Annotated in this window: 25 protein-coding genes; 10 read left to right on the forward strand and 15 right to left on the reverse strand. The window is 73.9% G+C overall.

All coding sequences use genetic code 11. From position 1 onward, the window contains the following. Positions 1 to 41 precede the first annotated feature (41 nt). From QSK00_RS16920 to QSK00_RS16930, 3 genes are all read left to right on the forward strand, one after another. A complete protein-coding gene (locus QSK00_RS16920) occupies positions 42 to 1817 on the forward strand; it encodes a PEP-utilizing enzyme (RefSeq protein WP_285592311.1) in 1776 nt (591 codons plus the stop codon). After that, positions 1814 to 2944 carry a PEP/pyruvate-binding domain-containing protein gene (locus QSK00_RS16925; RefSeq protein ID WP_285592312.1) on the forward strand — a complete coding sequence of 377 codons (1131 nt, stop codon included), beginning with the start codon at positions 1814 to 1816 and terminating at the stop codon, positions 2942 to 2944. Before QSK00_RS16920 ends, QSK00_RS16925 begins: the two co-directional genes overlap by 4 nt. Positions 2945 to 3142: 198 nt before the next feature. After that, positions 3143 to 4348 carry a L,D-transpeptidase gene (locus tag QSK00_RS16930; RefSeq protein ID WP_285592313.1) on the forward strand — a complete coding sequence of 402 codons (1206 nt, stop codon included), beginning with the start codon at positions 3143 to 3145 and terminating at the stop codon, positions 4346 to 4348. 49 nt (positions 4349 to 4397) lie between these two features. On the opposite strand, the gene QSK00_RS16935 is transcribed toward QSK00_RS16930, so the two are convergent. Further along, entirely contained in the window at positions 4398 to 5303 is a 906-nt protein-coding gene (locus QSK00_RS16935) for an NADP-dependent oxidoreductase (RefSeq protein WP_285592314.1), read from the reverse strand. A 53-nt stretch (positions 5304 to 5356) separates the two neighbouring features. Here QSK00_RS16935 and QSK00_RS16940 point away from each other — a divergent pair, with 53 nt between their 5' ends. From QSK00_RS16940 to QSK00_RS16955, 4 genes are all read left to right on the forward strand, one after another. Further along, entirely contained in the window at positions 5357 to 6298 is a 942-nt protein-coding gene (locus QSK00_RS16940; RefSeq protein WP_285592546.1) for a cytochrome c oxidase assembly protein, read from the forward strand. 184 nt (positions 6299 to 6482) lie between these two features. Next, positions 6483 to 7823 carry a Rieske 2Fe-2S domain-containing protein gene (locus tag QSK00_RS16945; RefSeq protein WP_285592315.1) on the forward strand — a complete coding sequence of 447 codons (1341 nt, stop codon included), beginning with the start codon at positions 6483 to 6485 and terminating at the stop codon, positions 7821 to 7823. Beyond that, positions 7820 to 8032 (forward strand): hypothetical protein, encoded by a 213-nt coding sequence (locus QSK00_RS16950; protein ID WP_285592316.1) that lies wholly within the window; start codon positions 7820 to 7822, stop codon positions 8030 to 8032. The genes QSK00_RS16945 and QSK00_RS16950 overlap by 4 nt, the downstream gene beginning before the upstream one ends. Before the next feature lie 26 nt (positions 8033 to 8058). Continuing rightward, a complete protein-coding gene (locus QSK00_RS16955) occupies positions 8059 to 8502 on the forward strand; it encodes a universal stress protein (protein ID WP_285592317.1) in 444 nt (147 codons plus the stop codon). Here the strand turns inward: QSK00_RS16955 and QSK00_RS16960 are convergent. The 14 genes from QSK00_RS16960 to QSK00_RS17025 form a co-directional block, all read right to left on the reverse strand. Beyond that, positions 8486 to 9259 carry an endonuclease/exonuclease/phosphatase family protein gene (locus QSK00_RS16960; protein ID WP_285592318.1) on the reverse strand — a complete coding sequence of 258 codons (774 nt, stop codon included), beginning with the start codon at positions 9257 to 9259 and terminating at the stop codon, positions 8486 to 8488. The genes QSK00_RS16955 and QSK00_RS16960 overlap by 17 nt on opposite strands. A 57-nt stretch (positions 9260 to 9316) precedes the next feature. Further along, positions 9317 to 10504, reverse strand: coding sequence for a cytochrome P450 (locus tag QSK00_RS16965; RefSeq protein WP_285592319.1), 1188 nt, complete (start codon positions 10502 to 10504; stop codon positions 9317 to 9319). A gap of 65 nt (positions 10505 to 10569) precedes the next feature. Next, positions 10570 to 11478, reverse strand: coding sequence for a DEAD/DEAH box helicase family protein (locus QSK00_RS16970; RefSeq protein ID WP_285592320.1), 909 nt, complete (start codon positions 11476 to 11478; stop codon positions 10570 to 10572). Then, entirely contained in the window at positions 11478 to 12335 is an 858-nt protein-coding gene (locus tag QSK00_RS16975) for an STAS domain-containing protein (RefSeq protein WP_285592321.1), read from the reverse strand. Before QSK00_RS16975 ends, QSK00_RS16970 begins: the two co-directional genes overlap by 1 nt. 85 nt (positions 12336 to 12420) lie before the next feature. Continuing rightward, positions 12421 to 13083 carry a hypothetical protein gene (locus QSK00_RS16980; RefSeq protein WP_285592323.1) on the reverse strand — a complete coding sequence of 221 codons (663 nt, stop codon included), beginning with the start codon at positions 13081 to 13083 and terminating at the stop codon, positions 12421 to 12423. Beyond that, the gene (locus QSK00_RS16985) at positions 13080 to 13880 is read right to left on the reverse strand and encodes an ABC transporter ATP-binding protein (protein ID WP_285592325.1); all 801 of its coding nucleotides are present in this window, start codon (positions 13878 to 13880) and stop codon (positions 13080 to 13082) included. The genes QSK00_RS16980 and QSK00_RS16985 overlap by 4 nt, the downstream gene beginning before the upstream one ends. Further along, positions 13877 to 14230: a hypothetical protein gene (locus tag QSK00_RS16990; protein ID WP_285592326.1), complete on the reverse strand. Its 354-nt coding sequence runs from the start codon at positions 14228 to 14230 to the stop codon at positions 13877 to 13879. Before QSK00_RS16990 ends, QSK00_RS16985 begins: the two co-directional genes overlap by 4 nt. Beyond that, on the reverse strand, positions 14227 to 14544 hold the full coding sequence (locus QSK00_RS16995; RefSeq protein ID WP_285592327.1) for a PadR family transcriptional regulator: 318 nt from the start codon (positions 14542 to 14544) through the stop codon (positions 14227 to 14229). Before QSK00_RS16995 ends, QSK00_RS16990 begins: the two co-directional genes overlap by 4 nt. A gap of 34 nt (positions 14545 to 14578) precedes the next feature. Beyond that, on the reverse strand, positions 14579 to 14938 hold the full coding sequence (locus QSK00_RS17000) for a Rieske (2Fe-2S) protein (protein WP_285592328.1): 360 nt from the start codon (positions 14936 to 14938) through the stop codon (positions 14579 to 14581). Beyond that, on the reverse strand, positions 14938 to 15141 hold the full coding sequence (gene thmT, locus QSK00_RS17005; RefSeq protein ID WP_285592329.1) for a 2-hydroxymuconate tautomerase: 204 nt from the start codon (positions 15139 to 15141) through the stop codon (positions 14938 to 14940). Before thmT ends, QSK00_RS17000 begins: the two co-directional genes overlap by 1 nt. Positions 15142 to 15165: 24 nt before the next feature. Then, the gene (locus QSK00_RS17010; protein ID WP_285592331.1) at positions 15166 to 15933 is read right to left on the reverse strand and encodes a 2-keto-4-pentenoate hydratase; all 768 of its coding nucleotides are present in this window, start codon (positions 15931 to 15933) and stop codon (positions 15166 to 15168) included. After that, entirely contained in the window at positions 15930 to 16754 is an 825-nt protein-coding gene (locus QSK00_RS17015; protein ID WP_285592332.1) for a 2-keto-4-pentenoate hydratase, read from the reverse strand. Before QSK00_RS17015 ends, QSK00_RS17010 begins: the two co-directional genes overlap by 4 nt. After that, a complete protein-coding gene (locus QSK00_RS17020; protein WP_285592333.1) occupies positions 16741 to 17538 on the reverse strand; it encodes an IclR family transcriptional regulator in 798 nt (265 codons plus the stop codon). The genes QSK00_RS17015 and QSK00_RS17020 overlap by 14 nt, the downstream gene beginning before the upstream one ends. Further along, positions 17539 to 18246, reverse strand: coding sequence for a hypothetical protein (locus QSK00_RS17025; protein WP_285592334.1), 708 nt, complete (start codon positions 18244 to 18246; stop codon positions 17539 to 17541). Between the two features lie 115 nt (positions 18247 to 18361). Between QSK00_RS17025 and QSK00_RS17030 the strand changes: the two genes are divergently transcribed. From QSK00_RS17030 to QSK00_RS17040, 3 genes are read left to right on the forward strand one after another with little or no spacing between them, the layout of a single operon-like run. Next, positions 18362 to 19276: a catechol 2,3-dioxygenase gene (locus QSK00_RS17030; protein WP_285592335.1), complete on the forward strand. Its 915-nt coding sequence runs from the start codon at positions 18362 to 18364 to the stop codon at positions 19274 to 19276. An 11-nt stretch (positions 19277 to 19287) separates the two neighbouring features. After that, positions 19288 to 20232, forward strand: coding sequence for a catechol 2,3-dioxygenase (locus tag QSK00_RS17035; protein ID WP_285592336.1), 945 nt, complete (start codon positions 19288 to 19290; stop codon positions 20230 to 20232). Then, on the forward strand, positions 20232 to 21251 hold the full coding sequence (locus tag QSK00_RS17040; RefSeq protein ID WP_285592337.1) for a histidine phosphatase family protein: 1020 nt from the start codon (positions 20232 to 20234) through the stop codon (positions 21249 to 21251). The genes QSK00_RS17035 and QSK00_RS17040 overlap by 1 nt, the downstream gene beginning before the upstream one ends. Position 21252: the final 1 nt, after the last annotated feature.

Here is a 21252-nt window from a genome sequence, read left to right on the forward strand (position 1 = left end):
TGGATCACGGTCGGCTCGATCTCATCGCCGAGGAGGGTTCGATGGCCAACGTCGTTCCGGTGGACGCCTACAGCACGGGCGAGTGGTACCCGGGGTACAAGCCGGAGTTCTTCGACATGCCGTGGATCGTCGACCCCGCAGGCCCCTTCAAGCCCGGTGACGAGAACCAGTTCTGGTTCCTCGACTTCCACTGGTCGCGCGGGCTCACCCCGCTCGGCGCGACGCTGTGGAGCGGCGACGGCTACTGCTGGGGCACCCAGCACGCCGCCGAGTCCCTGCCGCTGCCGCCGGGCCGCGGGGTCAGCGCCCGCTTCGCCGGCACCCACCTCTACGGCAGCGCCCTCCCCGAGACCGACCCCCGCGAGATCGAGGCCCGGGCCGGCCGCATCGCCACCAACCTCCCGCACTTCCTGCAGAACTACCGCCACATCTGGGAGAGCGGGCGCGACGAGCTGGAGAACGCCTGGTCGTACTTCCGGGGCGTCGACTTCTCCTCGGCCCGCGGCGACCAGCTCCCGGACCTGCTGACCCAGGGTCGCCGCTACCACAAGCGGTCGATGGAGATCCACTTCGGCGTCATGTACCCGATGCTCGCGAACTTCCTGGGCTTCTACGGGGCCTGCGCGGACATGGGGATCGACCCGAACGAGATCGGCAAGTTCCTCCAGGGCGAGGACACCAAGATCATGGAGACCGACCGCCTGCTCTACGGCCTCGCGATGAAGGCCCGGGCGGCAGGCCTGGAGCCGGTGTTCGAGGCGCACTCGGGCTCGCAGCTCCGCGCGGCGCTCGGGCGGCACGGCGGCGCGGCCTCGGTCTGGCTCACCGAGTTCGACGCGTTCCTGCAGACCTACGGCTGGCGCGCCGAGGCCACCTGCGACGTCGGCGTGCCGAGCTGGATCGAGGACAACACGATCCCGCTGGACCTCGTGAAGACGTTCCTGCAGCGCCGCGACGCCCACGACTTCGAGGCGGCCGCCCGCAACGCGCTCGCCGAGCGCGAGGAGGCGATCGAGAACGCCCGGGCCGGCTTGACCCGTGAGGAGCAGGCGGTCTTCGACGCCGGGCTGGCGTCCAACCAGGAGGCCAACTTCCCCTGGTGGCAGGACGACCACAACTACTACATCGACCTCAAGGTCATGCTGCCGCTGCGGTGGGGCTGCCAGGAGCTCGCGCAGCGGGTGAAGGCCGACCGCCAGGACGACATGCTCTACCTCTTCTGGCCCGAGCTCATGGACGTCGCCACCGGCGAGAAGCCCTACGACGCCGGGCTCCGCTCGCTCGTCGAGTCCCGCCGCCAGTACTTCGACGAGTGGCACGGCCGACGAGGCGAGATGCCGAAGGTGCTCGGCACGATCCCCGAGGCGGTCGAGGACCCGATCCTCATCGAGATCTTCGGGCTGAACCCGCAGTCGATCCGGGCCGTGCAGAACCCCGACGCCGCGCAGCAGACGACGATCTCCGGGGTGGCCGCGGCCAAGGGCGTCGCGCGCGGCATCGCCCGGGTGCTGCAGTCCTCCGACGAGCTCCACCGCCTCGAGCCCGGCTCGATCCTGGTGTGCGAGTCGACCTCCCCGAACTGGACCCCGGCGTTCGGCAAGATCGCCGGGGCGGTCTGCGACGGGGGCGGGATGCTCTCCCACGCCGCCATCGTGGGCCGGGAGTACGGCGTCCCCACGGTCACCGCGACCGGCGTGGCGACGCTGTCGATCAACGACGGTGACGAGGTCGAGGTGGACGGCACCGCCGGCACCGTCACGGTGCTGACCCGCGCCGCGGACGTGGCGGCGCCGGCCGCCGAGGAGGTCACCGCATGACGGTGGTGTCGGGGATGGCGGAGGTGACGGCGGTGGACACCGAACGGCACAGCTGCGAGTCGATCGCGTGGCTGGACGAAGTGGATCCGGCCCGGGCGGTCGCGTGCGGCGGCGCGAAGATGGGACGGCTCGCCGAGCTGCTGGCCTCGGGGGTGCAGGTGCCCCAGGGCTTCGCGGTCACCGTCGAGGCCTACCGGCGGCACTGCGCCGAGTCCGGGCTCGACGCCCGGATCGACACGGTGCTGGCGGGGCTCGGACCCGATCCCGACGACGGACCGGTGGAGGCCGCGTCCGCGGCCATCCGCGAGCTCTTCGTGGAGACGCCGGTGTCCGAGGCGCTCACCGCCCGGCTCACCGAGGCCTACGAGGAACTCTGCCTGCGGTGCGTCGACGTCAACGTCCCGGTGGCCGTCCGCTCCTCGGCCACCGGTGAGGACGCGGCCGACGCCTCGTTCGCGGGCATCTTCGACACCTACCTCGGCGTCTCGGGCATCGAGCGGGTGGTCGACTCGGTGCGTCGCTGCTGGGGCTCGCTGTTCACCGCGCGGGCCCTGTCCTACCGGCTGCGCCGGGGCATCAGCCACCACGAGATGCCGATCGCGGTCGGCGTCATCGAGCTCATCCACGCCCGCGCGTCCGGGGTGGCGTTCTCGGTGCACCCCGTGACCGGCAAGCGCGACCGCATCGTCGTCGAGACCAGCTGGGGCTGGGGCGAGGCGATCGTGCAGGGTCTGGTCGACCCGGACCACGTCGAGATCGGCAAGGCCGACGGGCGGGTCCTGCGCTACGACGTCGCCCACAAGAAGGTGGTCTCCGCCTTCGACTTCGCCGTCGGGGCCGTGACCGAGATCGAGATGCCGGCGAAGCTCGCCGACCGCCGCGTCCTCGACGACGAGCAGATCGGCGCGATCGCCGCGGCGGTCACCGCCATCGAGGACCACTACGGGCACCCGGTCGACGTCGAGTGGGTCGTCAGCCGGCACCGCCGGGCCGGTGACCCGGTGTGCATCGTGCAGACCCGCCCGGTCACCACCGTGGAGCCGGAGACCCCGGCCGCTCCCGCGTACGACCCGGTCGCCCTCGCCCAGAAGTACCTCTTCTCCGGCAGGCCGATCCCGGGACGCTAGACGCCGGTCGCGGGTGGGCCGCCCCTGCGCGGGGCGGCCCGTCCGTGCGCGTGCGGTCCACCGGGACGGGCTCGTGCGGGGTGGCATCCGGCGACTGTCGGACCCCCGGTGCACGATGGTGGAACCGGATGCCCTCGTGGGCGTCCGTCTCTACGGCGTGCCGGCGGGGGCACGCGGGGAACGGCTGGGGGTTGTCGCATGGCACTCGGGCGCGCGGTGCTCGGGCTGATGGTGGCGTTCGCGGTGGCGCTGGCCGCGATCACGGTGTGGGGCACGGTGGAACGGGCGTCGGGTGCGACGTCCGGGGCGTCGGGCGGGACGAGCGCGGCGGAGGCGCCGGAGGCGCCGGCCGCGCCGCAGGCCCAGGTCACGCTGAACCCGGCGAACGGGGCGACGGACGTGGCGCCGGCCGCGCCCGCCGTCGTGACGGTCGCGCAGGGACGGCTGACCGACGTCGCGCTGTTGGGCTCCGACGGCAAGGGCGTCGCCGGTCGGCCGACGCCCGACGGGTGGACCTCGACCGGGACGCTGGCCTACGGGACCACCTACACGTGGAAGGGCCTCGCCGTCGACGCGGCGGGGAACCCGACGCCGGTCACCGGGTCGTTCACCACGGTGACGCCGCAGCGCAAGATCGCGGCGAACATCAACATCGCGGACGACGCGACGGTGGGCGTCGGTGCACCGATCATCGTGCAGTTCGACGGTGACGTCGCGGACAAGGCGGCGGCCCAGCGGGCGCTGACGGTGCGCACCTCGGTGCCCACCGAGGGGTCCTGGGCGTGGCTGCCCGACACCGAACAGGGCTCGCGGGCGCACTGGCGGCCGAAGGAGTACTGGAAGCCGGGCACGCAGGTCGACGTCGCGGCCGATCTCCTCGGGGTGGACGTGGGCGGCGGCACCTGGGGCACGGCGACCGTCACCTCGCACTTCACGATCGGCCGCTCGCAGATCGTCAAGGCGGACGTGAACTCGTTCGAGATGGTCGTGGTGCGCGACGGGCAGACCGTGATGACGGTGCCGGCGAGCTACGGGCTGGGCTCCGACCCGAACCGCAACACCACCAACGGGATCCACGTGGTCATGAGCAAGCAGCAGACGGTGCTCATGTCGAACCCGGCCTACGGCTACAACAACGTGCCGGAGCACTGGGCGGTCCGGATCTCGAACAACGGCGAGTTCATCCACGCGAACCCGCTCTCCGAAGGGGCCCAGGGGAACGAGAACGTGACCCACGGGTGCGTGAACCTGTCCACGCAGGACGCGGAGAACTACTTCAACACCGCGCTGTTCGGCGACCCGGTGGAGGTCACCGGCAGCCCGGTGCCGATGCCGCGGACCGACATCTACGACTGGTCGCTGTCCTGGCAGGAGTGGCAGTCGCTCTCGGCCCTGCCGACGTAGCTGTCCCGCTGGTGCGCGCCCCGGGTCACGGCGCGCACCGGCGGCGCCGTCAGCCGACGGTGACGATCACCTTGCCGGTCGCGTGGCCGCCCTCGACGAGTGCGAGGGCGGCCTCGACCTCCTCGAGGGGACGGACGTCGGTGACGTGCGGGTCGAGGGTGCCGTCGGCGACCAGTCCGACCAGCCGCTCCAGCACGGCGGTGCTGCGGTCGCGGACGATCTGCTGCCCGCCGAGCTCGGTGGACAGCCCGTAGTCGGCGACCGAGATCAGCTTCGACGGGTCGGTCAGCAGCGGGGCGACGGTGCGCAGGGCGTCGCCGCCGACGAGGTCGAACACCCCGTCGACGCCGTCGGGGGCGACCTCGCGCAGCCGGTCGACCACGCCCTCGCCGTACGCCACGGGGGTGGCGCCGAAGCCGCGGAGCAGGTCGTGCTTGCCCGGGCTCGCCGTCGTCACCACCCGCAGCCCGCGGGCCGCAGCGAGCTGGATCATCGGGATGCCCACGCCGCCGCCGCCCCCGTTGACGAGCAGGGTGGCGCCCGACGGCAGGCCGAGCTGCTCGAGCGCGTCCCACGCGGTCCCGGCGGCGACCGGGAGGGCGGCCGCGTCCACGGCGCTGACGGCCGACGGACGGTGCGCCGCGAACCCGGCGGTCACCCGCGCCCGCGGCGCCCAGCCGCCCTGCATGTCCGGGCACCCGCCGAACACCTCGTCGCCCACGGCGAAGCCGCCGGCGTCCGGGCCCACCTCGAGCACCACCCCCGCGACCTCCCGGCCGAGGACGGCGGGCCCGCTGATGCCGTAGGACCCGTCGCGGACCTTCCAGTCCCCCGGGTTCACCCCGGCGGCCCGCACCGCGACGAGCAGCTCCCCCGCGCCCGGCTTCGGTTCGTCGACCTCCACCCACGCCTGCTGTTCCGGACCACCGACCGCGACGAACCCGTACCCACGCACGGGGCCGCATCCTGCTCCCGTCGTCGGGCAGGCGCACCATGGACTCCGTGCAGATGCCGATGGGACCGACCCCGGGTCCGGCGTGGGCGGACGTCCTCACCACCTGGTCCCCCGCGTGGGGTGTGAACGTGGTGCTGCTGGCGCTGGCGGCGCTCTACCTGGTCGCCGCCCGTCGCCACGGCGGGTGGCCCCGGTGGCGGACGGCCTCCTTCCTCGCCGCGCTCGCGAGCGCCGTCGTGACCTGGAACTCCGGCATCGCCGTGTTCGGGCACGAGGCCTTCGCCGTGCACATGGTCATGCACCTGGCGCTGATCATGGTGGTGCCGGCGTTCTGGGTGGCGGCGCACCCGCTGGAGCTGCTGCGCTCGGCGCTGCCGGAGCGGGCGGGCGCCCGGTTCGACACGGCGCTGCACTCGCGGGCCTCGCGGGCCCTCTTCTTCCCCGGCACCGCGCTGGTGTTCTACGCGCTGGTGATCGTGCTGACCCACCTGACGTCGTTCATGGAGGCGATGGCGGGGTCGATGGCCCTGCACCACTCCGAGCAGGCCCTGTACCTGGTGGCGGGCATCCTCTTCTTCCACGTCGCGATCGGCGTGGACCTGATGCCGAACCGGCCGGCCTACTTCGTGCGCTACGTGCTCATGGCGCTGGCGATGGGGGTCGACACGCTCGTGGGCGTCGTGCTCATGCAGGCGCCGGCGACGATGTTCCCGGCCTACGACCTCGAGGGCGTCCACCTCGGCGGCGCCCTGATGTGGGTGGTCGGTGACGGGCTGATGATGGTGATCATGGTGCTGCTCGGGCGGCTGTGGGTCACCGACGCCTCCGCGAAGATCGATTTCGGGCCCTGGCTGGAGTCGGCGCGCCGCGACGCGTTCCGGGAGCAGACCGGGGCGGGCTCCGACGGGGACCCGGACGCCGACCTCGACGACGACGACGAGGCGCTCGCCGCCTACAACCGGATGCTGACCCGCCTCAACCACGGCGAGCACTGACGGGCCGCTCCCCGCCGCGAGGGTGACGCCAGGCAGGTCCGACGGCCCGCCGACCTGCACGGTGTGAGTCTCGCGCCCGGAGCACCCGGTGCGCCGTCGTCCCGCACTGCGGCACACGACGCTTCCGCCGCCGGGCCCGTCGTTCGTACCGTGACCGGGACCACCACTTCCCGGGAGGGCAGCCGTGCTGACCGCCGAGCAGAACGACGAACTCACCGCCGTCGAGGCCGGGACCCGCATGGGCGAGGTGCTCCGGCGCTACTGGTACCCCGTGGCCTTCGCGCGGGAGCTCGCCGAGTTCCCCGTCAAGCGGGTCGAACTGCTGGGCGAGTTCTTCGCCCTGTGGCGCTCGCCGTCGGGGCGGTACGGGATCATCCCCGAGCCGTGTCCGCACCGGAAGGCGTCGATGGCCTACGGGGTCGTCGAGGAGGACGGGCTGCGCTGCCCGTACCACGGCTGGCGGTTCGACACCGACGGCGCGTGCACCGACCAGCCCGCCGAGAAGGACAACACGAACTTCCAGAACCGGGTCCGCGCGACGGCGGGGAAGGTCGAGGAGCTCGGGGGCCTGGTGTGGGCCTACGTCGGCCCGGACCCGGCGCCCCTGCTCCCCCGGTTCGACGTGTACGTGATGGACGGGTTCCGCGACATCGGCTGGGCCGACCTGCCGTGCAACTACGTGCAGATCATGGAGAACGCGGTCGACCCGCACCACGTCGAGTACCTGCACGGGCGGTACTTCGAGTTCATCGGCGCGCACGAGGGCTTCACGGCCCCGGCGTCGTTCGGCAAGCAGCACCAGCGGATCGGCTTCGACGCGTTCGAGTACGGCATCATCAAGCGCCGCATCCTGGCGGGCGCCTCCGAGGAGAACGACGACTGGAAGGTCGGCCACCCGCTGGTCTTCCCGTACAATATGCGGGTCGGGGGCGGCGGCATCCACCAGATGCAGATCCGGGTCCCGATCAACCGGACCACCACCCGGTTCATGCTCTACACCGTCCACGCCCCCGAGGGCTACGAGCCGCTCGAGCAGCCGGCGATCCCCGACTACGAGATCCCGGTGTTCGACGACCGCGGACGGCACGTCGTCAACTACGTCGAGGGCCAGGACATCATGGCCTGGTGCACGCAGGGTCCGATCACGGACCGCACCACGGAGCACCTCGGCCGCTCCGACATCGGGGTCGCGATGCTGCGCAAGATGTTCCGCCAGCAGATGGTCGCCGTCGAGAACGGCGAGGACCCGCTGGGCACCGTCCGGGAGCCGCACGAGCGGATCGACCTGCCGTGCGAGAAGGACAAGTTCCACGCGGGCGGGGCGCAGTTCGCGCTCGACTTCTGCGACATGGGCTCGACGCGGTTCTCCCCGATGCTCGACACGATCCGCAAGGTGCACCTGTCGGCCGCCGACCGCGTGGTGAAGGACAAGGCGGCGGGCCGACCGTCGTTCACCCCGGAGGGCGGCATCGGCAGCGCCACCCTCGAGCCGGGCACCACCGCCCAGGTGGACTCGGAGAGGTGATCGGCGACCGGCGGTTCACCGCGGACGCGGACGCGCACCGCCGGGACCAGCCGCGGTACTGCCCCGCGTGCGCGGCGGCGCTCGATCTCGCCAGCGAGTTCTGGGAGGGCGACGCGCGCCGGTTCTACTGCTGGTGCGCGGGCTGCGGCTGGACCGGCGAGGTCACGACGACGGGTGCGACCGCGGTGGGGCACGAACCGGAGCACTAGCCGATCACGGGGAGCAGGATGGGACCGTGAGCCAGTTCGAACTCGGCACCGACGGTCCCTCCCTGATCCTCGCCGCGGTCGACGGCTCGACCACCTCGCTCCGGGCGGGCGCGTACGCCGTGGGCCTCGCGCGGCGCCAGCGCAGCGAGCTCGTCGTCGTCACCGTGACGACGACGCCCGCGCTCTCCAGCCTGTCCGCGGACGCCGCCACGGTGCTCGCGCAGTCGGCCCACGAGCTCGCGGCCGACCTCCACGAGCAGGCCAAGGAGTACCTGCGCCTGCTGGAGATGGAGGCGCGCCTGATCACCGTGCACGGCGACCCGTACCTCGAGATCGTGCGCACCGCGGACGACCTGCGGGCCGACGCCGTCGTGGTGGGCGCCTCGATGAAGGCCGGTCACCGGTTGGTCGGGTCGCTCGCCGGGCGGCTGATCAAGGCCGGGAAGTGGCCGGTCACCGTGGTTCCCTGACCTCCACCACGAGCGCGCGGTGGTCGGACACGGTGGTCGGCACGGCCACGGCCGTGACGACGTCGAGGGCCGTCGCGGGCCGCACCAGCACGTGGTCGAGCTGGATGCGCGGGTCCTCGGTGGGGAACGTCGGCTCCCGCACGAGCGAGCGCCAGTCCGCCAGCACGGCGCGCGGGACCGGACCGGGCAGGTTCAGGTCACCGAGCAGCACCACCGGTGGGCGGGCGTCGCGCAGGGCCCGGACGAGGCGCAGGAGCTGCACCACGTTCACGCCGGGCGCGAACGACAGGTGCGTCGCGACCACGGTGCCCACCGGCCCGTCGCCCGCGAGTTCGGCGGCCACCGCGACCCGCGGCTCGTCGCGCACCAGGGCCGGGCGGCGGGCGTCGATCAGCAGCGGCAACCGCGCGGGCGAGGTCCCGAGCGGAATGCGCCGCCAGCGCGCGACGGGGAGCCGGCTGGCGAGGCCGACCCCGTAGGTCGGCTCGGCGTCGGCGTCGCCCACCTCCGCGGCCCGCCACCGCTCCCCCGGCGTCCCGACGAGGGCAGGCACGAAGCGGGCGTCGACGGCGCCGAGGGCGTGCGCCGCCACCGCCGTCTGGTCGACCCGGCCGCTGCGGTCCTGCCCCCGGTCGACCTCCTGGAGGGCGAGCACGTCGGCGTCGAGCGACGCGACGGCCGCGACCAGCCGGTCGGGGTCGACGACGCCGTCGGCCGGGGAGCGGCCGTGCAGCAGGTTGAACGTCGCCAGGCGCACGGCACGCACCCTCCCCGATCGGCGCCCGTCACGCCGTGCGGGTGACCCCCAATGGCGTCACCACGTGAGCGGCAGGCTCCGCATCCCGTAGATGAACGTGCCCTCGCGGAAGTCCGCGCGGGCGACGTCGTTGACCGGGGCCAACGTCGGGAAGCGCCGCAGGAGCGCCGGGAAGGCGGTGGCCATCTCCATCCGCGCGAGCGGGGCGCCGAGGCAGTGGTGGACCCCGTGCCCGAACGCGACGTGGGGTGCGGCGGCCCGCCCGATGTCGAGCTGGTCGGGATCGTCGGCGAGCGCCCGGTCGCGGTCGGCCGCGGCGAGCTGCACCAGCACCATGTCGCCGGCCGCGATCTGCTCGCCGCCGACCTCGGTGTCGTCCACGGCGACCCGCGGGACCGCGGCGTGCACGATCGACAGGAACCGCATCAGTTCCTCGACGGCGGGGGCGACGGCGTCCGGGTCCGCACGGAGCAGCGCGGCCTGGTCGGGGTGGCGCAGCAACGCGAGCGTGCCGAGGGCCAGCATGTTGGCGGTGGTCTCGTGCCCGGCGATGAGGAGCAGGGACGCGATGCCGATCAGCTCGTCGCGGGTCACGTCGTCACCGTGCTCGCGGACGAGCATGCCGAGCAGGTCGTCGCCCGGGGACGCCACGGCGCGGTCGACGAGACCGCCCATGTATTCCCGCGACTCGAGCGCGACCTTCCCGCGCTCCGCCATCGGCAGCGTCAGGTCGATCTGCTTCGACGCCCGAGTCTGGAAGTCGTCCCGGTCGTCGTAGGGCACCCCGAGCAGCTCGCAGATGACGAGGCTGGGGATGGGCAGCGCGAAGTCGGTGACGAGGTCGGCGGGCGGGCCGGCGGTCGCCATCGCGTCCAGGTGCTCGTCGACGATCTCCTGCACGCGCGGCTGAAGACGGCGGATCCGCCTGACGGTGAACTCGCCCGTGAGCAGGCGACGCAGCCGGGTGTGGTCCGGCGGGTCGAGCGCGAGCAGCTGCCCGGCGCGCATCTTCTCGGGGTCGACCCCGGGCATCGGGACGGCGGGGACGCGTTGGTTGGAGAAGCGGGTGGCGTCGCCGAGCACCTCCCGGGCGTCGTCGTAGCGGGTGACCAGCCAGGCCTCGCGGCCCAGCGAGTCGTGCACCCGCTCCAGGCCCGGCCGGTCGCGCAGGGCGCTGATCTCCGCAGGTGGGTCGAACTGGTCGCGCTGCACGTGGAGCGGGAGCTCGCTGGCATCGACGGACACGGTGGTGACTCCTCACGACGGCGGCACCACCGACGGTAACACCGAAAATGAGAGCGCGCTCCCGCTTAGCCGGTCACCAGACGGATCGTCCGCACCTCGTCGCCGTCGTCCACCACGGCCGCCCGGCAGAACAGCCGGACGTGGTCCAGCAGGCCGGGCCGACGGCCCGGGTGCCGCGGGAGGCGGTCGGTGGCGGTCCCGACGTCGGGCCGGGCCGGCTTCGGGCCACGGACCTCCGCGGCCAGCGAGCGGACCCCGGCCCACACCTGCACGGCGCACGCCACCCGCCCCGGCCACACGGCGCTGCCGACGACCACGGCGGCCTCGTGCACGGCGATGACGGCGCGGTGGACGTCGTCCTCGGCCAGGCCCGCCGCGCGCGCCGCCGCCTCGACCCGGACACGCAGGCTGCGCAGGTCGACGGTGCCCCGCACGGCGACCGAGAGGACGCGCACGTCGTCGGGGCGCGGCAGCACCAGCGGGTCGGCGACCCCGTGGAAGCCGGGGTTGACCCGGATGCCGTCGGCGTGGAGCAGGCGCGGGTGCGTCGCGCGCAGCGTCGTCACCCGTGCGTCGCGGTCGTCGTGGGCGCACGCGCATACGAGGGTGACCGGCAGGTCCGCCGGCAGCCGGTTCACCTCCTCCTCCCCCGCGCGCAGGTCGGTGTCGGCGAGGTCGAACACGGAGTACTGCGCGAGCACCAGACCGCCAGCCGGGGTCGCCGTGTCGCGGACGTGGGCGAGGAAGCCGTCCGACGGCGCGGTCCGCAGCGCACCCGCCGTCGGGAAGCCGATCGCGACGTCGGGTCCGAGCGCCTCCACCAGCGCCCGCCGGGTCCGGCGCTCGACGACGGCCGACACGCGGCCGCCCGCCGCGAGGGTCGAGCGGACCCGGGGCAGGACGGCGGCGACGAACTCCTCCGACGTCCCGGACAAGTGCCCGAGGTGCTCGAGCCCGGGCGTCGGCGCGCGCATCAGGGCGTCGACTCGAAGCGCAGCGTGCGAGGCAGGCCGACGGCCGCCACGAGGTCCTGCAGGTGCCGGCCCGCCCCGTGCACCACCACGGTCTGGTTGCGCGCCGCCGTGTGCGCGGCGAGGAGGAGGCTCTGGGCGCCCGCGACGTCGAAGAAGGCCACGCGTGAGGCGTCGACGTGCAGGTCCGGATCGCCGGGGCCGTCGAACCGCAGGCGCAGCGCCCCGTGCAGGGCCGCGCCGAAGCAGGCGGCCACGTGCACGTCGATTTCGCCGTCCAGCTCCCACCGGCCGTGCACCCAGCGGGCCCGCCACTGACCGTCGACGATCCCGCCGCAGTGCAGCGACGCGGTCTCCCAGCTCGCCGTCCGGTTCTCGAACGCGGCCGTGAGCTGGCAGCGCGTGATCACCGGCGCCCGCCGGGCGAGCTCGTCGTACGCGCTCTCCTGGGCCGCGTACTCGGCGACCTCCGCCGCGTCCATCATCGGCCGTCCCGCGCTCTCCTGGGACATCGCGATCCGCGGCCAGCCCTCGTCGAGCCCCCGGTCGACCTCCGACTCCTGCAGCCGGCGCAGCCCCTCGGTCGTCCCACCCGCGGCCCGGACCACCTCGGCGAGGTCCATGACCTCGAGCTGCCCGGACGCCAGCGCCGCCGACGCCCGCGGCGGTCCGTCGGGGCCGGTCAGCCAGTCACGACCGTCGTCCGGCCGCACCTTGTAGAACACCTTGGTACCGGCGGCGAGGTGGTGGTCGAGCCAGGCCGCGGTGCCGGTGCGCTGCTCGTGGACGGTGGCCGCGACGGCGAGGGTGTGCACGCCCTCGCCCGCTCCGGCCGGCCGTGCCGTCCGAGCGCCCGCCATGCCTGCCCCCTCGCCCGGGTGTGACGTTTCTCGACGGGGGCAGACCCTACGCAGCCGGGCCGCCGCACGGTCGCGACGGGCCTCGTCACGCACGGCGACGAGCGACCGCCCACCACCCGACCGTCGCGGCCGCGAGGAGGACCACCGCCACGACCGGATCCAGGGGGTCCACCGCCGACCCGTCAGCCGCGTCGAGCGCCCCGACGGTCGTGCCGACCGGGGGCAGCCACGGCACCGTCGCGGTGACGATGACCACGACGCCCGCCACGGCGGCCGCCCACCCCGGACGGTCGACGACCGGCCGCGAGCACGCCAGCCCGACGGCCGTCCCGGCGAGGGCCGCCGTCAGGTGGGCGACGAGGGCCTCCCCGACGACGGCGGGCGCGTAGCCCGCGGGCTGCAGGAGCGCGGGGAGCAGCGCGCCGACGACGACCGCGGGCACCTCCAGCAGCAACGCCGCCCCTGCCGCTGCGAGCACCCACCGGGCGGGCCCGCCGACCGCGGCGGTCGCGACCGTCCGGTCCTCCCCCGCCCGGGTCGCCGCGAGCGACGCCCAGGTGCACGCGGCGTAGAGGACCGGGACGGTCACCGGCCAGGGCCCCGGGGCGGGCGACGGGTCGTTCACCACCAGCACGAGGACGGCGACCACGAACAGCACGAGCGGGACGAGGGCGCGCTGGGCGGCGACCACCTCCGCCACGCGCAGGGCGACGAGCGCGCGGACCCGGCCCGCTCCCGCCGTCGTCACCCGGACCCGCCCGGCAACCGGGTCACGTCCACCACCGAGCACCCCGCCGCCAGCGCGGCGGCGAGCCACCGGTCGGCGCGCGGCGCCTCGACCGTCACGACCAGGACGTCGCCCTCGCACCGTTCGGTGGCCGCGCCGGGCAACCCCGCCGAGACCGCCCCGGCGGGGCCGCCGCAGGACACCTCGATGCGGGTCCGACCCGGGCGCACCACCCCGGGGAGGAGACGCCCGCGCTCCACGCGGTGCACGACCGCGCCGGGCAGCGCGGACCCGCGCCCCGAGTGGTCGGCCAGGACGACGACGCGGGCGGCCGGCTCGGCGAGGAGCGCGGTGAGCCCGGCGGCGGCCCGGTCGTCGAGCGCCGTCCACGGCTCGTCGAGCACGACCAGGCCGTCCCGGACCGCCAGCGCCTGGGCCAGCCCCACCTTGGTGCGGGTGCCCGCTGAGAGTCCGGCGACCGGGGCGTCGGCGTCGTCGTCGAATCCGAGGGCCTCGAGCACCGCGAGGGCGCACCCGCGCGGGAGCCCGTGCACGGCGTCGAGGTGGCCCAGGAGCCGTCGCGTCGTCAGCCGGGTCGTCGGGAACGGGGTGGGCAGGTAACCGGTCACCGCCGGTCGTCCCACGACGGTCCCCGCGCTCGGCGTCAGCACCCCGGCCGCGATCCGCAGCAGGGTCGACTTCCCGGATCCGTTCGTTCCGGTCACGACGACGGGCCGTCCCGGCTCCGCCCGCAGGTCGATGCCGTCGAGCACCCAGCCCGTGCCCCGGTAGCGGTGCCGGACCCGACGGAGTCTCACGACCCCGACCGGTGCAGCCGCCAGCAGCACACGACCGTGCCGGGCAGCGCGAGGAGGTAGCCCCGGACCTCGCGCCGCCGGGCGGGGCCGTCACCGACGTGGTCGAGCACGGCCGCCATCTCGGCCCGCCAGTCCTCCCGGGCACCGGGTGGCAGCAGCCCGGCGAGCCGGGTCAAGACGCGACGGTCGCGGTCGGGGGCGCGGAGGGCGTCGAGCAGCACCGACGCGACGAGCAAGGACCCGAGCAGGCCCCAGGCCCGCGGGACGGCCGGGTCGGTGAGCCGGGGCACCAGGACGAGCACCACCGTCATCGAGGCGAAGGGGGCGAGCCAGACGAGCGGTCGGGTCATGTCGCCGCCCCGGGCTGCGCGTCCCCGAGCCGCGGGTTCCCGACGGCGGGTGCGGTCGCGTGCACCGCCCGGGCCCGACCCGTCGTCGTGAGCCGGTAGTAGCGCCGCGGCGGGCGCCCCTCGGTCCGGCCGACCTCCGGGTCCTCCCAGGCGTCCTCCACCCACCCGGCGGCGACGAGCCGGGCGAGGATCGGGTAGACCGTGCCCGCCTTCAGCCCGGTCGCCCGTCCGATCTCGAAGCCCCACGCCTGCTCACGGTCGAGGAGGGCACCGAGCACCGCGGCGGTCTGCGGGGTGATCCGGGGTCCGGGCACGAACCGAACTCTATCTAGGTAGAGCGAAGCCGCGTCAGTCCCCCCGCGCGTGGGCCCGCAGCCGCTCCGACCAGGACAGGGTCGGCAGCGGCTCGCCCACGTCGGCGAACCACCCGCCGTCGCGCTCGACCACCGGGTACACGCCCAGCTCGTGGGCGTCGGTGGTACGGCAGACCCCGGTGTCGAGGTCGAACCGGTACCAGTGCCAGGGGCAGCGCACCTCGCCGTCGCGCACGCGGCCCTCGACCATCGGCCCGCCCCGGTGGGGGCAGCCGGCGTCGGTCACCCGCACCGCCCCGGCGTCGGGAGCGACGAAGACGGCGAACTCCCGGCCGTCCGGGCTGGTGACGGTCCACGCGGAGCGGCCGGCCGGGTCGCCCAGGGCGACCAGCATCAGCGCCGCCCGGACGCCCGCAGCTCCGCCAGCGACTCGCCGCCGACGAACCAGTGCTCGGGCTCGCACTCGGTGACCACGACGCGGACGTTGCTCGCCGGGGCGCCGACCGCCTCGGCGACCGCGGCGGTGACCTTCTCCCCCAGCGCCGCGAGCTGTTCGGGGGTCCGCCCGCGGGCGAGGGTGATCTGGACGAGGGGCACGGGGTCTCCTTGGTCGGTGAGGGCTCAGTCGGTGACGGCCATCTCGACGGTGCCGAGCCGGTCGATCGACACCGTCACCACGTCGCCGGGCGCGACCGGCGTCGCCGCCGTCAGCCCGCCGGAGAGCACGACCTCCCCGGCCCGCAGGCCCTCCCCGGACAGCGCGAGCCGCCGCACCAGCCAGGCGACCGCCGCGGCCGGGTGGCCCAGCGAGGCCGCGCCGCTCGCCGTCGCGACCAGCTCGCCGTTCTTCTCGAGCAGCACGCCGACGAGGCGGACGTCGATCCCGGACGGGGGGACGGGGGTCCCGACGACGTAGCGGGCCGCGGAGGTGTTGTCCGCGACGACGTCGGCCATCGTGAAGCGGTAGTCGCGGAAGCGGGAGTCGAGCACCTCGATGCCGACCGCGAGCCCGGAGGTGGCGGAGAGGACGTCGACGGCGGTGCAGTGCGCGCCGTGCAGGTCACGGCCGAGCACGAAGACGATCTCCGGCTCGGCCCGGGGCTGGATCAGCTCGCGGGCGGGCAGCGGCTCGCCGAGGTCGAGGGCCGCCGCGGCCGGGAGGAACCCGCACACCGGCGCGGACACGCCGACCTGGGCCTGTTTGGCGCGCGAGGTCACCCCGAGCTTCCACCCGGCGAGCGGGCCGGCCTGGTCGCGCAGCACCCGCTGGACGGCGTAGCCCGCCTCGAGGTCGAGGTCGGGGTGCTCGTCGGTGAGCGGCTCGATCGCGGTGCGCTCGGCGACCGCCTTCGAGAGCCGGGCCGCCAGTTCGTCGTGGTTGATGCTCACGCCGGTCCTCCCTGGGTCGAGCTCCGCTCCGCTGCGTCTCCCGTCACCCTGATGCTGATCGGACCGAGCCGGTCGAACTCCGCCCGGTACACCTCACCCGCCGTCATGGGGACCGCCGCGTGCAGCGCCCCGGTCATGATCAGGTGTCCGGGCTCCAGCGCCACCCCGTGCTCGCCGAGCACGTTCGCGAGCCACGCCACGACGGCCAGCGGGTCGCCCAGCGCCGCCGCACCCGCGCCGGTGTCGAGCAGCTCGCCGTTCCGGGTCAGCGTCATGCCGATCAGCCGCGTGTCCAGGCCTGCCAGCGGCACCAGCCGCGAGGACACCGCGACCGCGCCGTTGGAGGCGAGGTCGGCCACGGTGTCGGCGAGCTTGATGCGCCAGTCCGCGATCCGGGAGTCGACGATCTCCATCGCCGCCGCCGCGCCGGCCACCGCCCGGGCGGCGTCGGTCGGGCCCACGCCCGGGCCCGCCAGCCGCTCCCCCATCACGAACACGATCTCGGCCTCGACCTTGGGGGCGATGAAGTCGGCGAGCGAGAGCGTGTCGCCGTCGCGGTAGACGGTGGAGGCGAGCACCGGGCCGTGGTCCGGCGCGTCGACGCCCACCATCGTCTGCATGGCCTTCGACGTCAGCCCGACCTTGTGGCCGACGACCCGGTCGCCGTCCTCCAGCAGCATCGGGACGAGCTCGCGCTGGATCGCGTAGCCGTCCGCCATCCCCAACGACGGGTCGTCGTCGGTGAACGGCGGGATCGGGGTCCGCGTGCGTCGCGCCTCGTAGAGCGCGCGCGCCTTGGCCTGCGGGTCAGACACGGGCATGGAGGTGGTCCGTCCTCTCTGCTGATGCTTCCGGGTTCCACCCGAGTCGCCGCGACACGGCCTCCCCGGCCTCGACCACGCACCGCACCAGGTGATCACGCGGGAGGGTGAGGAACCGCATCACCGGGGCGCCCACGCTGATCGCGGCCACGACGTCGCCGCCGGGGCCGAACACCGGCGCGGCGAGGGACGCGACGCCGATCTCGCGCTCGTCGACCGCGTCGGCCCAGCCCCGGCGGCGGACGGCGGCGAGCTCGGCGCGGACGGCGTCGGGCTCGACGATGGTGTGCGGGGTGAGGGCCGGGAAGCCGCGGGCGATCACGGCCTCCCGGCGCTCGGCGGGCATCGCCGCGAGCAGCACCTTGCCCGAGCTGGTGCAGTGCAGGGGGACGCGGCGCCCGGTCTCGTGGAAGAGCCGCAGCGAGTGCGTGCTCTCCAGCCGGTCGACGTAGACCACCTCGTCGCCGTCGAGCACGCCCACCTGCGAGGACTCGCCCGTCTGCTCCCGCAGCTCGACGAGGACCGGACCGGCCGCGCCGTGCAGGTCCAGGTGCGCGCGCACGGCCTCGCCCAGCTCGAACATCACCATCCCCAGCCGGTAGGTGCCGTTGTCGGCCCGGGCGACCAGGCCCTCGGCCGCGAGCGTGGCGAGCAGCCGGTGGACGGCGGACTTGCCCAGGCCCAGGCGTCGGGAGAGCTCCGAGACCCCGAGTGTCTCCTCCCGGGACAGGAACGCCTTGAGCAGGCGCGCCGCGTTGGTGACCGACTGCAGCGTGGCGTCCACTCACACCGCCCCGGCGGTGCCGGCCGGCGTACCCCCGAGCGCGGCGACGAGGACGCGCCGGACGGCGTCGGGATCGGGCGCCGAGCCGGGCCGCAGAGCGGCGTCGACGGCGTCGGAGACCGGCGCGTTGTGCGGCGCGATCGCCCGGGCGAGCAGGACCTGCGCCCGCGCGAGCCCCGCCGTCGCCGCACCCTGCATCTCGTCGACGAGGGCCTCGCGGCCGCGCGCGCGGGACCGGAGGGCGTCGAAGTCGCGGGCGGCCGCGGAGTGGCCGGCGGCGAGCCCCGAGCCGACGTGGCCGGCGTGGTGCGGCGAGAGGCCGGAGCCGGGCTGCGTCACCAGGTGGTAGAGGACGGTGGAGATGCCGAGCGTGCCCCGGACCTCGTCGGGACGGGGTCCCTGTCCCTCGTCGATCAGCCCGAGCGCGGGCAGCACGACGGGGTCGTAGAACCGGACCCTCCAGTCCAGGCCGTCGAGCGACCCCGGGAGCTCGACCTCCTCGCCCCGCAGCGGTCCGAGGGGCTCGGTGGTGGCGAGGACGTGGAGGTGGCGGGCCCCGGCGGCGACCACCGTGAAGCGTCCGGCCGCGAGCAGCGGCATCCGCCCGCGCACCGCCGGCGGGAACGTCGCCGCCTGCTGGGCGTAGGCCGCGTGGATGCCCTCGACGTAGCCCGCGACGGCACGACGCATCGCCATCGGGTCGGCCACCGCGCCTCCTCGGGGTCGTTCCGGCTTCCGGAACGCGGGCTCTTCTCCCCGGAACGCTAGGGCGGTTAGCGTCGTGACGTCAAGCACACGAGTCCCCGACGGAGAGGACCCCGACGTGGGCATCCTGCGCCTCGCACACATCGACGTGCGGACCCCCGACCTCGACCTCTCGACGGCCTACTACACCGAGGTCATGGGCCTGCAGCAGGTGCAGCGGACCGACGACACGGTGTACCTGAAGTGCTGGGACGAGGAGGACCACCACTCCCTGCGGATGCGGTACAACCCGCGCACCGGGATGGACTCCTTCACGTTCCGCGTGGAGGCCGAGGACGACCTCGCCGACTTCGAGAACAAGGTCGAGGCCTACGGCTGCCCGACCTCGCGGGTGAGCCGCGGCGAGGCGGTCGGCCAGGGCGAGTCGTTGCGCTTCGAGGTCCCGTCCGGCCAGATCATGGAGCTGGTCTGGGACATCGAGAAGACCGGCAACCTGCTCGGCAAGCACAACCCGTCGCCGACCCCGCCGCCCGACCTCCCGGGCATCGCGCCCCCGCGCATGGACCACATGCTGGTCAACGCCGAGGAGGTCGCCGAGTCGGCGCGGTTCTTCATCGACGTGCTCGGGCTGCGGATGACCGAGCAGGTCCTCGACGGCAACGGCCACCAGCTCGGCGTCTGGCTCGCCGGCCGCACGAACTCGCCGCACGACATCGCGATCGTCAACGGCCCGAACGGCGCACTGCACCACTGGGCCTACTGGCTCGACGACTGGGACCACATCCGCAAGGCCGCCGACACGCTCGCCTTCAACGGCGTGCAGATCGACCAGGGCCCGACCCGCCACGGCGTGACCCGGGGCAACACCATCTACTTCTTCGACCCGCTCGGCATCCGCAACGAGGTCTTCACCGGCGGCTACTGGGTCGACCCCGACACCGAGATCCTCACGTGGACCGAGGACAACTTCGGCAAGGGCCTCTTCTACTACGAGAACGTCGTCAGCCAGCGCTTCCTGCGCATGCACACCTAGGCGGCCGAACCATGCCCACCAATTCCTCGTCCGACCGCATCCTCCGGCTGCAGCACGTCGAGATCCGGGTCCCCGACCTCGAGCTCGCCGCCGCCTACTACACGGAGGTGCTCGGCCTCGTCGAGACCGCCCGCGACGAGCGCGACGGCGCCGAGCGCGTGTTCCTCAAGTGCTGGGACGAGCGCGAGCACCACTCGGTCATCCTGCGCGCCGCGCCCACCCACGGCCTCGACCACATGTCGTTCAAGCTGCACGCCCCCGAGGACCTCGACCACTTCACGACGAAGCTCGAGGCGGCCGGGGTGGGAGTCAAGCGCTTCGCCGCCCGCGAGCTCGGCCCGGGCTGGGGCGAGGCCATCCGGTTCGAGGCCCCGTCGGGCCACCTCGTCGAGCTGACCCACGGCACCGAGCGCATCGGGAACATGCTGCCGATGCAGAACCCGCCGCCCCGGCCGCAGGACCTGGTGGGGATCGCGCCGCCCCGGCTCGACCACATCTTCGTCATGGCCGAGGACGTCGAGACGTTCACCGCGTTCTTCACCGAGCTGCTCGAGTTCCGGCTCACCGAGCAGATCCTCGCGAACGACGGCCACCAGCTCGCCACGTTCCTCGAGCACTCCCACACCCCGCACGACATCGCCGTCATCACGGGCCCGAACGGCGCGTTGCACCACTTCGCGTTCTGGATGGACGACTGGAACGGCATCCGCGACGCCGCCGACACCCTCGCCTACCACGGTGTGCCGATCGACGTGGCCCCCACGCGCCACGGTGTCACCCGCGGCTACACCACGTACTTCTTCGACCCGGCCGGCAACCGGAACGAGCTGTTCACCGGCGGCTACTGGGTCGACCCCGACTTCGAGCCGATCACGTGGACCGAGGAGGAGATGGGCCGGGCGATCTTCTACTACCACCGCCAGGTCAACGAGCGCTTCTTCACGGTGCACTCCTGATGGCGCGCGACCCGCGGTCCGTCGACCGTTACGAGACGCCGGACTACCTCTCGAAGTACCGGTCCCGCCGGCAGGTGGCGACCTCGGAGGCGCCGACCGAGGACGGCACGCCGCTCTACCTGCGCCGCTTCCGCGAACGGACCACGGCCTCGTCGGGCACCGAGACCAGCGTCTCCTACGACGGCGAGCGCTTCACGCCGGCCCTCGCCGAGGCCAGCCGCGGCAAGGAGATCGCCGCGCCGGTGGAGCGGAAGGCCACCGAGAAGATCACCTGCGAGATCTCGATCATCCGCCACGGGATCACGCAGGGGTACTCGACCGACGCCGGACTGACCCCGATGGGCGCCTGGCAGGCGCATCGGCGCGGTCACGAGCTCGCGCGACGCTTCTCCGACGGCGACCGCGTGCTCCTGGTCTGCGCCGACACCAACCGGGCCCGCCAGACCGCCGACCAGCTCTTCCGCGGCGCGAAGGACGGCCTGTCGATGTGGGGCATCGACGCCGAGATCACCGACAAGGAGCCGATCCCGGAGCTGCGCAACTTCGGGGTGTGGACCCCCGACGGGCTGCGCGACGTGACCTCGGCGTTCCGGCAGTACCAGGCGACGAACGAGACGCTCGAGCGGCTCGCCGTCGGGGACCGGCCGCGGTGGCTCGTCGAGATCGACCGGTTCTACCGGACCCAGCTGGGCGGGGCGGACCCGATCCAGGAGTGGCTGACGATCCCGATGATGTACTTCGAGCCGCCCGCGATGTGCGTGCGGCGGTTCTGGCGGGGCTTCCACCGGCTGATGACGGAGCAGCCCGGCCACCAGCGGATCCTGGCGGCGACGCACTCCGGCCCGATGCGTGCCTTCGCCACGTGGGCGCACGGCTACGACCCCGGCGAGCCCCTCAACACCGAGGAGATCCGGGTCAAGATGCGCGAGGGCGGACGCACCGCGTTCGTCTCCTACCGGAATCGGGTGACCGAGGTGAACGTGCCACCGCCCGACGAGTTCCCGAACTGGGAGGCGTGAC

This window comes from Actinomycetospora sp. NBRC 106378, from assembly GCF_030269685.1.
Taxonomy (GTDB): domain Bacteria; phylum Actinomycetota; class Actinomycetes; order Mycobacteriales; family Pseudonocardiaceae; genus Actinomycetospora.